The organism is Saccharicrinis aurantiacus, assembly GCF_947489045.1.
GTDB lineage: Bacteria > Bacteroidota > Bacteroidia > Bacteroidales > Marinilabiliaceae > Saccharicrinis > Saccharicrinis aurantiacus.
Genome location: NZ_CANLCN010000001.1, coordinates 462341 through 477248, shown reverse-complemented (window position 1 = coordinate 477248; position 14908 = coordinate 462341). Strand labels below are relative to the sequence as shown.

At 36.6% G+C, this 14908-nt stretch carries 7 protein-coding genes; all 7 read right to left on the bottom strand.

Annotated elements, in window-relative coordinates; translation table 11 throughout:
• Positions 1-2 precede the first annotated feature (2 nt).
• Positions 3-1415 carry an L-fucose/L-arabinose isomerase family protein gene (locus QMO11_RS01795; RefSeq protein ID WP_282035753.1) on the bottom strand — a complete coding sequence of 471 codons (1413 nt, stop codon included), beginning with the start codon at positions 1413-1415 and terminating at the stop codon, positions 3-5.
• A 40-nt stretch (positions 1416-1455) separates the two neighbouring features.
• On the bottom strand, positions 1456-2952 hold the full coding sequence (locus tag QMO11_RS01790; RefSeq protein WP_282035752.1) for a sulfatase: 1497 nt from the start codon (positions 2950-2952) through the stop codon (positions 1456-1458).
• A gap of 19 nt (positions 2953-2971) precedes the next feature.
• Entirely contained in the window at positions 2972-5662 is a 2691-nt protein-coding gene (locus tag QMO11_RS01785) for a glycoside hydrolase family 2 TIM barrel-domain containing protein (RefSeq protein ID WP_282035751.1), read from the bottom strand.
• Between the two features lie 27 nt (positions 5663-5689).
• The gene (locus QMO11_RS01780) at positions 5690-7270 is read right to left on the bottom strand and encodes a sulfatase (protein ID WP_282035750.1); all 1581 of its coding nucleotides are present in this window, start codon (positions 7268-7270) and stop codon (positions 5690-5692) included.
• 214 nt (positions 7271-7484) lie between these two features.
• A complete protein-coding gene (locus tag QMO11_RS01775; protein ID WP_282035749.1) occupies positions 7485-10529 on the bottom strand; it encodes a glycoside hydrolase family 2 TIM barrel-domain containing protein in 3045 nt (1014 codons plus the stop codon).
• Positions 10530-10767: 238 nt separating this feature from the next.
• Complete coding sequence (locus tag QMO11_RS01770) at positions 10768-11877, bottom strand: T9SS type A sorting domain-containing protein (protein ID WP_282035748.1); 1110 nt, start codon at positions 11875-11877, stop codon at positions 10768-10770.
• Positions 11878-11947: 70 nt separating this feature from the next.
• The gene (locus tag QMO11_RS01765) at positions 11948-14866 is read right to left on the bottom strand and encodes an InlB B-repeat-containing protein (RefSeq protein ID WP_282035747.1); all 2919 of its coding nucleotides are present in this window, start codon (positions 14864-14866) and stop codon (positions 11948-11950) included.
• Positions 14867-14908: the final 42 nt, after the last annotated feature.

The window sequence follows — 14908 nt, the reverse complement described above, 5'->3', positions numbered from 1 at the left end:
TGCTAGCAAACTTTCACAACATCGAGCCCTAAAATATGGCCTAACTTTTCTATTTTATCAGCAATATGTCCAACACCTATGGCACAATGATGGGCAGGACCTTGTTTTGACCACTGATTCATAAATGCCTTGGCTCCTATGGAGAAACGGTAACGACTATTCGTATTTCCTATTTGTAAAATTGGCCCTTCTACAGATTCACCCTCGGCAACCAATAAAAATACTTTTTCTTTATCTTCTACAACAGATAAGATTGTGACAGGTCCATGTTGCACAGTCATTTGAATAGATAATCCTTTGCCGGGTTTTCCATGATAAATGGGTAGTGGCACTAATTGCACATTTCCTTCAGCAATGGCAGAATGAGAAGGACCATCATGTCCTAGCATCACGATATCGTCGGTAAAATCCATGGCATAAAACTCAGAGAAAGAACCTCCAACACCAAAGGCATCCATAATTTTCATGGCTTGTGCATTTTTCACTTCACACTCACCAGCTACAGGAATGTTTTTACCGGTTAGTAATGTATTTCCTGCAATAACCGAGGTAACAATATTTTCATAGTCATTTCCGGTCTCTCCCTCATAATAATATGCCATTGAACCCAATTGATGCGCTTCTACCAATTTATCAAGAGCAACAGAGGTTCGTGCGGCGCGCTCAACTTCAACTTGTTCACAAGCTTCAACTACCTCAAATGTGCTATGGAACTCTTGAATTTTTGCTTCTACTTCATCATCTGTAGCTTCATCGCGATATTTTTTTACTTCACACATTTCAACAAGTTCAATGTGCGTTCCGAAGGCAGCTGATTGTTTGGTTAAATCGGTATAAACATCTAACATACCACAATAATAATGGCCTAGTACTCCTAAGCGGTTGCTTCGCATGGTAGTTGCCACTTGAGCCGCATCAATCCAATCTTGCATTTCATCCCAAACCACTTGCTCTCCCAAATATCCTGTGATAAACTCATAGCCAATACCTGCTCTATTAAAAACATTTGCAATCTCAGGAACAGAACATGCTTGACAGTGCGCCAACCACTCCCCCGTCATTGCTCCACGATCACCCATTTTATTAAAACTCTCGTAGTCGATGGCAGCAACTGGTTGAATATTTAAAATTATAATTGGGCAATTCAGTTTCTGTGCTACAGGCAATACTGTAGAAGAAAGTGCGTAAGTAGAAACGTACAAGAAAACGATATCTACATCGTTCTGTTTTAGATCATTCCCTACTTCAATGGCTTTTTCTGGGCAATCTACTAATCCGGCATCAATTACCTTGGCTCCAAAACCTTGCATTTTATCTGCAATCTCTTTCTGATAAGCTATTAATCTATCTAATAATCCATCAAATTGATCCCAGTATGTATCCAGGCCAATTCCAAATAATCCAACTTTTGTCATCTTCTATTCTTATTAAATAATATTATTAATACACTCGGGATTAATGCGCTTTAATGTCAAATCCGGTTGTTCGCTTTTTTTGATTTACAAAATAAGGTTGAAAGGTATAGTTCGAATGCCTATCCCAAAGTCTACTATTTATTGGTAAGCACTTTTTCAACTCCTCTTTTTTAACCTGGTATTTTGCAACGTCGGCTATATTATTCCACTCATTAGGATCAGTACTATAATCGTAAAGTTCCTCTGTCCCATCTTCATATATCGTATACCTAAAACCATCGGATTTAATACTATGATTGTTATAACCATAAGTGGTGATGGCTGATGATACTTCGGGTTGTGACTCATTAAGCATTGTTTTTACCAAACTCCTACCTTCGTTTTTTTCGTAAGCCGGTAAATGGCATAATTCCAGAAGCGTAGGATATATCGAAAGCATTTCTACGGGAACGTCGATTATTTTTCCTTTGGGCAAATTTGGTGCTGCAAACAATAAAGGTGCTTTTGTTGCTGGATCCCACAAGCCATGCTTTGCAAACGTTCCCTTCTCTCCCAATCGATAACCATGATCAGACCACAATACAATAACCGTATTATTGGCATACGCACTATTTTCGAGAGCCTCCAGCACTCTGCCTATTTGATGGTCTACGAAACTAACACAGGCTAAGTATCCCTGAATGATATTTTTCCATTCTCCATGCTCAATTGCCCACTCTGTGGAAGGCATCATCGGTAAATCATTTATTTGTAGTCCTACTGAAGGAATATCATCCAAATCGTTGGCTTGATAAGGCGCAACTTGTATGCCCTCTATGGGATGCATATCGAACCATTTTTGTGGAACATATAATGGAACATGTGGTCGTAAAAAACCCACTCCCAAAAAGAATGGTTTATCGTGCTTTTGGGATAAGCGCTCAATAGTCCAATTAGCCGATTGATAGTCGGGCATTAGATCATCTTTCTCAGGAAATGCTCCCCAATCGGTACTTGTTCGACCGTAATTTTTTCTATCTGAAGTGCCAAAGCCATCCCATACAAATCGTTTCTCAGGTAAAGGGCCAAAACCTTTCACCCTGCCTCCTGATTCATCAAAAACACTATCGGGAGCATGCGAATGAAATAACTTACCAATGCCCATAGTATGATAACCTTGCTGCTTAAAATATTCGGGCAAAAAGATAATATCTTGTGTTGCAGGGTTACCTTCTCTTCTGATTTTATCATCATGCACCATTCCATATATTCCGGTTGTTGATGGCCTTAAGCCAGTCATAATAGATGCCCTTGATGGACCACATAATGGAGCCTGACAATGTGCATTGGAGAACAAGATACCTCGCTCAGCTAATTTGTCGATATTTGGTGTTTTTGCATTGGAGTATGCCCCTAAGCAACCTAACCAAGTGTTTAAATCATCAACAGCAATAAAGAGCACATTGGGTTTAGCTTGTGGTTCTTTAACTTTTTTAGAACCGTGGCTACAAGACGTTAATAAACTTAATACTGTTATAATTATTAATGTATACCTCATGTTTAACTAATTATAGATTTTACAATTTTTTAAATATTTCTATGCCATTAAGAATGGGCTCTCCCACAATTTTATGGAAATCGATAACTATTGACTCTTCATTTTTAACCGATACCTGAGTCTTTATTTTCACAGCTCTAAACGAGCCATAATTTGCCATCAAGTCTATTTTATTTAATACCATATTACCATTTACAGAAACTGAAAAAGTTCTGTTTTTTAGGCTCATTGTCTCGTCATTAGCATCCACAAGGTCGTATGGCAAATGGATTGTTTCTTTACCTTCTAGCTCAGCAAAATGTAATGTTATTTCGTATAAGCCTGTGGGAGCATCGAAACGATATTGCTCTATACCAACTAGCTGTGTTTGATAAATAGGGTCGTTTAAAGTACCTGCAATTGTTTGTTTAGCGCCATAGGGCTGCTGCACACGTTTAAAAGGGCGAACATATGGTTTACCTCCAACATGCCCCCAACTCCCTTTGGTATATTCTTTATCAAACATCCAAGCCTGATTTATCAAATCATCATAAAAGAATCTTTTGTCTCCAGTATTTATGGAGATACCTGCTTTGGGAAAACTATTAAGCTCAATCGGTAACACATTTATTCTAACGGATGAGACATCTTGACTATACGCATCACTTTGGTTATTAGCTATTAGTTTATTCACTCCATTAACAAAAGGTACGCTGTATTCTGCAATAAAATTCTTGGTTTCCTTTATGCCCAAACTCACACCATTATGAAATAATTCTACTGATTTCTGATTTGTGAACACCTGAACAGGCATGGTAGAAATACCTGTTCCTACAGCATCTTCAATATAGGTGCGTTGAGACCATGTTTTGGTGCCCAAGGCAATAAATGGCGCTTCTAGCAATGCTGCCTGATAATAAAAAAATACATCTTTGGGTTTTCTATCAATTGAAACTATTCCTTTATTATTGATACTTTGAACCGCATCAACCCTTGCCTCAGAACTAAAGTCGGCATAATTCCACAGGCTTGAGCCAGCAATATAGGGGGTCTTTTTTATTAAGTTTAAAAGATGATTATGATACTCCGTTGCATACTCTTGAGAGAAATCAAATCGAGTTGGTTCTAAAGTATGTAAACGAGGATCTGCTCCGGCACCATACTCGGTTATTAAGATAGCTTGCTTTACGCCTTTTCTATACTCTAAGAATCGGTCCTCTACTTTCTCATAACTACCGCCATACCAACCAAAGTAGTTATTAAAGCCTATAATTTGAGGAATCTCGGTCAGTCCTGCATTTTTATATTTACTTATACTATTATGAAATACAAGCATGGTGTATCGCTCAGCATCCTCGGTACGAGATAAATCATCAATTTGCTGTGCCAAGCCTCTTAAATAATTGCAATATGATTTATACTTTGGATCATCTAATTTATAGGGTGGGTGCAATAATACTTCGTTCATGTATGCCCAAATAATGATACTTGGATGATTAAAATTCTGCTTAATCATTTCGCGGTGTGCACTTAAGCAATTTTTAGCAAATTCTTCTGATTCTGTAACTACATCTACTACTGGTGTTTCCACTGATGTTAAAATACCGAGTTTATCGCACATTTCGAGAATAGCAGCATCTTGCGGATAATGAGCTATGCGTAAAAAGTTGCACCCCATTTCCTTCATTCGCAATACATCTTCGATATGAATATGATCTGGCAATGCATTGCCGATACCTTTAAAATCTTGATGACGATTTACACCTATTAGCTTTAATGGTTCGCCATTTATAAAAAACCCTTCTTGCGCATCAAAATGATACCATCTAAAACCCAAGGGATTTACCACTTCATCAATAATTTGATTTGTTTTTGAATCTACTATTTCAGCTACTACTCTATATAAATTGGGCGATGTAGGCGACCACAATTGCGGATGTTCTATGGGGTTTAATGCTACATTATAATGTATAGAAGTATTGGCTTTTAGATTTACTTTTTTCGTTTTTTGTTGCACTAAAATATTATCTGGCCCAAAAATTTTTGTGACTAACTTTACTTTAGAATCTACTGATGCATTATTACGCAGATTGGCTTTTATATTTACTTCGCCATATTCCTTTGTTACCGTAGGTGTTGTAATAAAAACACCATTGGAAGCATCCTCCTCAAAATTAAAATGAACTTTATCTTTTATAATGATATTTACATCTCTATAAATCCCGCCAAATAAGGTAAAATCACCTTTTAAGGTTGGCCAATCATCATGGTATGAATTATCAACCTTAACAGTAATATTAAAAGTAGATTTATTGGAGGTATTATCGAAATTGATATACGATGAAATTGGAACCGAGAAACGAGTATAAGCTCCAATATGGCTTTTGGCCAGCGTATTATTAATATAAACATCAGCTTTTGTTGCTGCTCCTTCGAAAAATAAAAATAACTCTTTGTCTTGATACACTGTAGGTATACTTAACTCTTTTGAATACCAACCAGCACCACGGTAATAACCAAGCTCTTCATCAATAACATCGGTGCTATTCCAAGTATGTGGTAAATTAACTATTTCGGCTGTGTTTTTACACGATGAAAAAGCGGTAATATCCTGAATACTATTATTCTTAATAAAATTCCATTTCGAGTTGATAGTATAATTATGTTGTTGCTGCCCCATAGCAGTAATACTCATTAATACTACTATGGCATTTAGTAAAATCCGTTTCATTTGCTCAGGTTTATCTTTATTCATCAACTAATCAATGGTGGGTATACTTCCCCACCAATTATCATTGGGTTCCCAATTTTTATCGAGCATATCCCTTCTTAATTTTTCGTATTTCTTTAGATTATTTGTTTTCATGCTCGCAATGGTTCTTGATTCTGCTTCAGCATTATAGTTTGGATCTTTTTGAGGTTTTTTTGCATTTACCCCATCAAGCCATGTAAATAAGCTATTACGCATACTTTTTCGTCTTTCGGAATATTCTTCTGATAAGTCAAAATCTTCATGTAAATCTTTTACCAGGTTGTAGAGCTCATCGTGCCCATCTTCCCAATAATAAATTAACTTCCAATCTCCATGTCGAATCATTGAAACAGGCTGTCCGCCTTGATTTCCGTAATGTGGATAGTGCCAATACATAGGGCGCTCCCTAAGGGTTTCTCCTTGAAGAACTGGCACAATACTACGACCATCGAGATGCGCTTGTTTTTGCAAAGGCAAGCCTGCTAAATCTAGCATAGTTGGGTAAAAATCACTTCCAATAACAGGCGTATTATTCAATCTCCCACGAAGATTCATCCAGGGAACACTTACAATAAATGGCACCCTAATACCACCTTCCCATTGGTAACCTTTACCGCCCTTTAAAGGATGACAGGTGGTTGAATAATTATCTCCAGAAGTAACTCCTCCGTTATCAGAGGTAAAAATAACCACTGTATTTTCTGATAATCCTAATTCACGAAGGCTATTTAATACGTAACCCACAGCTTCATCCATCGATTCAATTAGCCCGGCATAGACTGGATTGTCCTGATATTTACGCATGGGTAAAAAATACCCCTCTTCAAATCCGTTGGCTGCAATTCCAATATCCTCGGCTTTATTGCGGTATTTGAGCCATCTTTCTTTGGTAGATTGGATGGGTGCATGCACTGCATAAAATGATAAATAGGCTAAAAAAGGAGTATCCTTTGAGGCTCGCATAAATTCGGCAGTTTCTTTTGCCAAACGCATACTTAAATTTTCGCCTTTAGATTCATCTTTTAACTTAGGATTGCCAAAAGGTGCAAAGAAACCACCAGCAGGGCCACCTCGTTCGTAACCCCCTTTATTAATATCAAATCCATAATTATCTGGAAGAAACCCATCTCCTCCAAGGTGCCATTTTCCAGCAAAAAAGGTAGAGTAACCATTCTTTTTAAGAGCCTGAGGAAGTGTAAGCACTTCTTTAGGCATATGATGTTGATAGCTCGGCGGTAATAACTTTGTATTGCGATTCTTATTGCGCCATTGTTCTCCTTCTAAAGCGCCAATCCAATCCGTTATTCCATGACGGGCTGTAAATTGCCCTGTTAGAATAGTTGCCCTAGAAGGGCTGCATACCTGACAGCCTGCATATCCATCAGTAAAAATCATGCTCCTACTTGCGAGTGCATCAATATTGGGCGTTTCGTAGAATCCACTGCCCATGCAAGCCAAATCAGAATATCCCAAATCATCAGCTACAATGAAAAGGAAATTAGGTTTTTCTTGTTTGGGCTGCTTACATCCCAACAATAGAATAAGCAGTACAAAAAGAATTTTATGAATAAGATACAGTTTTTTCATCCTAATTTTTTAGTGTTAAGGAATTTCTCAAAAGAGAGAATTAGGTAACACCAAAACTAGGTTTCCATCTTTTTTTTTTCTTGTACTGTGGTAGAATTGCTAGTACTTTTGATGCAACAATCCCACAATTACTGAACATTTGCAGTAAGTGTGGGATTTTTATAATCGGTCTCTAAACGATTAAATGGAAAGTATAACTCGTTAACACACGAGTTTAATCAATAAATAATTCATCAATAAAAGGACCACTTTTGCCTGTAGTTTCTAAACGAATATGGTTTGCACCCGATTGTAAATTAATAATGGTTGTTACGAATTTCCACTCTTTTTCCCATCCTCCTGTTTCTTTAAAATCAAAGGTTTTTACATACGCATCATTTACGTATAATTTCATAGGATGAAGGTTTCCAATATTGTTGTGCATGTATCTGAATCGAATACTAAAATCGCCAGCTTCGCCATCATTCTCGCGGTACCAAGTTATAGCACCTTCTTTTTCGTTAAAAACTACAAATCCGCTTCCCTTATAGCGATGCGCTTTATCACTTACTTCAGCACTACCTTCTAAAATAGCATCTTCAGCAGCAATATTAACACCCCTTCCAATCCACATATCGGCAGAATGTGCATCGCCCCAAAACAAGCCTTCATTATGGCCGAATAGTTCTTCCATTTGTAAAACAATGCTATCATTTAGTTTTATGATAGCCCTAACCAAAGTACCACTTTGCACCTCAAAAGGTTCACTGTAGTTGATACCATTACTTATGGGATCTGAACCATCGATAGTATATTTTATGGTCAAATTTGAGGTATTATCCTGACCTAGGATAGTCATTAACTGGGCATCAATTGCAATTTTATTAGATATATAAAGTGCCTTATCGCCAAGTATAGAAGCTACAATAACCGAAGCATTTTTGGCGTTGTTCTTTTCTTCGAGGAATAACCTTGTTTTACCAAAAAATAAACTTCTAAAATCAGATTTGGTGCGACTTGTTGGGTCAATAGGATTACCATTCTCCATGGATACTTTACGAATATCTCCCTGTGTATAATAATATACTTTATTCTCTCCATAGGGATATAAATTCCCTTCATTATCCATGCCTTCAGTGCTTAAAATATAGCTAGCTAAAAAGCCTTCCTCGGCAGGCAAGGCCTCAATACTATTTACTAATTTTGAAGCTTGCTTACTGGTATTTAAAACCACTCTTTTTACCTCTTTCCCATTTTGATAGGCAATAGCCTCTAACTTACCCTCTTGGTATGGTACCATCCATTCACACTGCATTTGATCCCACACTTTGCCAGGCTTATCTTTACCCAGTGATTCTCCATTTAAAAACAACTCTACCTCATCGGCATTGGAATAAACCCAAACAGGTATAAGTGTGCCTTTCTCCATTCTAGGGTGTGTCCAACTTGGTAAAATATGAAGCATTAACTCATTGGTCCATTGACTCTGATAAAAATAATACAAGTCCTTTTTGAATCCGGCAACGTCGAGGGCTCCACCCATAAATAAATTAAAGGGCAAACCACCATGAACCAATCCTGCTTCGCCATAATAATCAAACCCTGTCCATCTAAAATGACCACTAATCCATGGATTGTCGCGCATGACTTCCCAATTTTTACGCGCACAAATACGAACAGTGGCATTATCATATGATGAATTAAAACGTTGTTTTCTATTCTTCCATTTTTTAGGATCTAAACCTTCATAAAAAAAGATTTCCTTTTCTATTAAATTAGGCAGTGGATAAGTATTTGGTAGTTCGTTATCGCGCCACCAAGTTTGGGTTCTATAATACCCACGAGTTTGCCAAGTATGGGGCGCTTCCGTTGATATAAATGGTTTATTGAAGCGCTTATTTTCAATAAAAGCTTGCGTTTCGGAGCCACCATTTACGCCAATAATATCCATATCCTCGCTATTACCGGCACCCGAAGTATACAAACGTGTACTATCAATACTTCTGCTAAATTTTACCAATTCGGGGGCTATATCACTATGTGTTTCATTCCCTAGGCTATATGCAAAAATACTTGGGTGATTACGATCGCGGGTGATCCACTCTTCTATATCATGTTTCCACCAATTGTTGAATGCCTGCTTACCATAATCTTGTGGGGCTTTTTTATGCCACCCATCAAAAATTTCATCCATAACCAACAAGCCAATTTCGTCGCATATATCGTAAAACATAGGCGGCGTTGGGTTGTGTGAAGGACGAATTGCATTGATGCCCATATTTTTGAGCAACTGCAATTTCCATCGTAACATTGGCTTAGTCCAAGCTCCTCCAATTGGGCCACCTTCCCAATGTTCGCATACTCCTTTTAATTTTGTATTTTCGCCATTGAGCCAGAATCCGGTTTTTGTATCCCAAGCTATGGTTCTAAAACCAAAGTTGGTTAAGACCTCATCTACCAACGATTTCCCCTCATATATTTGGGTAAGTGCTTTATATAAATAAGGGGTGTCTGGACTCCACAATGTTGGATTCTCCAACTCTAATTCTAAGCACACTTCTGCTGATTTTCCGAGCTTTTTATCGATAGTTTTTATTACTTGGCCATCCTGCGATAGAACCGTTAATTTTGCAGTAATTTTTTTTCTTAAATCGTTTATTCGGAAGGAAGCATTTACCTTTGCCCCAGTATCTGAAATATTGGGTGTAGTTATAAATATACTATTTGGTGCAATATGAGTGGCTTGCACTTGTACTAAGTTAACCGGGGCATAAATACCACAGGGATGGTACCAACGAGCGGAAGGTTCTAAACTATTATCTACCCTAACTGCAATAAGATTATTGCCTTGTTTGAGATATTTTGATATATCATAACGGAATGAGATATAACCATATGGTCTCTTTCCCAAATAGTTTCCATTAACCCAAACTTCGCTATTCATATAAACGCCATCAAAGTTAATGTAAGTTGTTTTTGGTAGCTGATGTTTCTCTAATGTGAAGTTTTTTCTATACCATCCTACACCGCCATCATGGTAACCGCCACCTTGACCTTGATCTCCTCCTTCTCGTACGCCTTTTTCAAAGGACCAATCGTGCGGAATATTGAGTGTAGTCCAATTATCATCATCAAAATTGGGTAAGGAAAAATCTGTATTATCTTCTAAAATAAATTTCCAACCTGCATTAAAACTAACATTGGTTCTTTGCGCAGAAATACCAAGACTAGATATAATAAAGCTTATTAAAAGTGCACTAAATTTTAATTGTTTAATCATTGCTTCGTTTTTTTCATTTGGTTAATCATCCGTATCAAATGTAAAAAGCAAGCCTATTATTATATTATTACTAATGCTTCATTATTGTTAATTTGGTTGCAGAAAGAAGTAAACGTGCGACTTATAAAGCTATGTGGAAATGATGATAATAAAAACACCCAAGAAAAGACATTAAACTGTATAAAAAAAAAGAGAGAAGGCTCTCACCTTCTCTCTTCAAAAAAATAAACACACATACTTATTTTACAATAAGTTTAACCACTGATGTATCTGATTTAAGAATATATACTCCTTTGCTATAATTAGATAAATCTATTTTTTCGCCTTCGCCTGTTAGAACAATTGAACCAGCCGAATTGTATACAGTCCAAGTAGTAATATCTTCTATTGTAAAAATACCTGTTGCACTTGGATTAGGATATGCTTTAAGTGCTTTTGAATTGCTAATTGCATTAATTGACGTTGGTGTAGATTTTACAAGAGCATCTGAATAGTTAAATGCTAAATCTCTATGTACGATTGCATATGCATATGCAGTTCCGTCCACTGCCGTATTATCAAGATATGATACATCACTTGCTCCAACTACAGCTATTACACTCCAATCGCCAACAGTAGTTATACCATCTGTCGAACTCACAGCATAACTAACTTGATTTAATAATTCAGGATTAGCTGCAGAAAGATTAGCAGAGCGCAAAACAACTGTTGACTGTACTCCTGTTTCATTATCAACACCTTGAGTCCAATCTAATTGTTTTGCATTTACAGATAAACTAGTGGCAGCTTCTGGCTTAACTAAATCAATGGATTGATCTGAAACATAAATAAAAACATCATCCACATAGAAGTTTGCAAAAGTACTTGGTGCTGAGCTTGATAACTTAATTCTCAGTTTTGGATAAATTGTTCCTGCACCTGTAGCTTTTGTCCAATTAAACCTTTGATACGTATCTTCCACATCAAACGAACCAAAACTAGGAGTGTATTGGCCATCCATATCTCCAGGTTTCGACATTGTTAACGTAGCATTAGCTCCAATATTATCAGAAGCCATGTATGCGATTACATGAACATTCTCTGAGCCACTAACTGTAACGGGAGCTGCTGTATTCACAATGTGATTGGCTGAGCCATTGTAAGTATCATAGGATACAACAAGACCCTTTGCACCTGATCTTGGCATTAAATCTGTTATTTCAATAGGAAAACTCATGTTTGATTCCCAATCACTTGCCTGACTTTCTTCAAAGTTTACTGCCTGATAATCTTGCGCACTTAACGCTGTACTTGATAGTAATGCAGTTACTGCAATACATGCTTTAATTTTTGTAATTGTTTTCATCATAAAATTTGTTTAAATGATTAATATTAAGGATTTAGGTGACATATAATATGGCACCCTGTTAATTTTATATTTAATTGGTAAGCAATATTTTTTGTACTTCTTTCCCTCTTGATGTTATAATTTCGAGTAAAAGAATTCCTTTAGTGTTGCTATTTATATCGACCGTAGTTTTATTAATGAAATGACCCGCTTCTATAAGCTGACCTGAGGCTGTGTAAATTTTATATTGAGCTTCTTCGGGCTGAATCAGTTGAATAGTAAAACTACCTGAAGTAGGATTAGGACCAATACTTAAAATACTAGAAATATGCACTTTAATAGCCGTAGCAGTGTTATAATTGGCCGTAATTTGTGCATCAGAGCTTATAGTAATTGAAAGCGGATTTTCTGATCCAACATAGCCTCCAGTCCATGATTCAAATTCATAACCTTCTGCAGAAAATGCAGTTAATATTACTTCTGTGTTTATTTCATATTCATCTTGTTCAGGAGAAATGGTTACTGCACCATTATCGGAAATAATTGAAAGAGCAAACGTTTTAATTTTCCACTGAGCAAACACTTCAATATCATCAGTTACTATGGTTGATGCATCGAATACCTGTCCATCGGCTGTTTGCCACTCTACAAATTCTTTTGTAGCGTTGACAGGATTATTAGGTAGGGTAAAATTGCCATCTTCATTAGTTAAAACATTAACAAAATTGGTTCCATCATTAAAAGTAATGGTATGACTAATAGATGATAGATTGAATTCAAAATAATCTAAATCGAAGCCATAGTTTAATAGGTGAAATCTTAATAGGTGAATGCCATTTCCCAACTGTACTTTACCAATATTTTCATTCAAGAAAGTTCCACTGCCTGTATTGGTGAGTATTATGTTCTCCAAAAGCGTTAGCCCTGTTTTTGGAAGAGTTAAGGTTATTTGCTCGAACTCAGGAAAACGTCTGGTTTGGTGATTTACTTTCACATCGTAATAGCCAGCTTGCTCTACATCAACAGTAAACTCGAGCCACTCGTTTGCTTTGATATCTCTTATTACTGTGCCATCACTACTTAAATCTACAAATTCGTCACTACGATAACTTGATGTATTCAATTCTGTTCTATCGAAATAAGCAACACCTTGTCCACCATAATCATAATGCTCAAACTCAACTTTTTCAGTTAAACTATGTGGCTTATTATCGTTAGAATAAGGCCATTGTGCTGAGGTATAAATAATTATTTCTTCACTAAACTCTTCTCCATCCGTATTCATTGCAACTAATTGCAAAGTATAGCTATCCTCCATAATAGAACCTAGAATATCATGAGAATTCCAAACAAAAGGTGCCTCGTTAAGCTTACCTAAATCAGTATTATTTACAAATAATGAAACCTCTGTATAATCATCTTCAGCAATAGCTTCAACTTGTAAATCTGATCCTCTTAGAATTTCTTGATTATTTTGCAGGTTCTTAAATCGAAGAGGTGATAAGTCACCATCCAAAACAATTGTATTGATGGAAAATTTTGGAAGTGTAATATCACCTTCTCCTTTTTTAATTAGAGATAGAATTTCTGTATCTATGGGTATGGAAACTTCTTCGTCCATAGTTGAATAAGAGACCGCTTTATGTGTAAACGATTTGTTATTCTTTATACCATCTATATCAAAATCAAAAGGAACTTCTTTATCCGTAAGGTTTAAAACAAATAGGGTAATTACACCATCTTTTTCTACAGCCCTAGCGCTAATGGCATCCACATTATCAATTAATTGTGGCGCATCCATAGTACTCTGCAATAATGTACTATTCTGAAATACAGAACGAATTACTTGATAAGTAGAACCAAAGGCAGTCCTTTCGAGGGGATATTTAATTCGAGGACGTAAGGTGCCATTCACATCGACATCGTGCCATACTACAAATGAATTTAACTTGCCGTTATCGCTAAACCAATTGGCGCGCTCATAAACATCAGAATTCTCACTCATAAAAATATAACAATCGGCCATTCCTAGTGCTGATACTGCATTAGGCCCGCCTGATTTCACACCCCACTCACTCAACCAAATTGGTTTATTTGGGGCTACTTGCATGGGATAATCATCAATTGTTTTTCTTAATACTTCCCTGGCTGTTAAAGCAGTAGAATAAGCCTCGTCACTTGTGGTTTCATCATCAGGGTTTGAACCTACATAAGTATGTATTGTAATGGCATCAAAATAGCTTATATCTTGCGTTAAATCTTGATTCCAAAGTGGATTTGCAGAATTTTCTCGACGTAAAAGAGGAATAGAAACCTTTATATTTGGGTCTTCTGCTTTTAATGCTGCAGACATTGATTTGGCACGTGAAATATAATCCTGAGTATTCGGTATTATAGAACTGCGTTGCCCTGGATAAAAATTTTCGTTACCCATTTCTACAACTTTAACTTGAAATCCCCTCTCTATTAAATCTTTGTATCGAGCTACAGAAACTGGCGAACCATTATTCATATCTGTACCATCAGCACTCATATTAAAGGTCCAAATCATATCATACCCTTCTCCCTCCAAGTCAATTCGAGCGTTGTTTAGAGTATTTAATCCTTCAATACCTACTATAATGTTACTATTATCCATTAATTGGATGGTAGAAAGATGATCAATTGTTTTAGTTCTAGGTCCGCTTGCATGATCATAGGCAAAGGTCTCTGTACCAAACACCCTAGCTTTATCTTGTTCCCAATCGTACCAATTTGAGTATAGACCATGGGGAAAACGCACTGTTATTGGATTTGCTTGTAAAAAATAAGCCCGTTCTTCGGAACTTGTAAAACCATGAATATTAGTTCCAAGTTGAAGATTATTATACTCCTCCTTATTATTGGTATTAATACTCATTTTAGCTTTAAAACCTACTGGCAAATCAAAGGGGTATTCTTGAGCAAGGAGTTCATTTTTTGGAAATAAAACCACAAGTAAAAGCAAACTCTTTATAATAAATTTATTCATAATAGTTGTATTAATTAACAGCCACTTACTAGCTATTTTTTT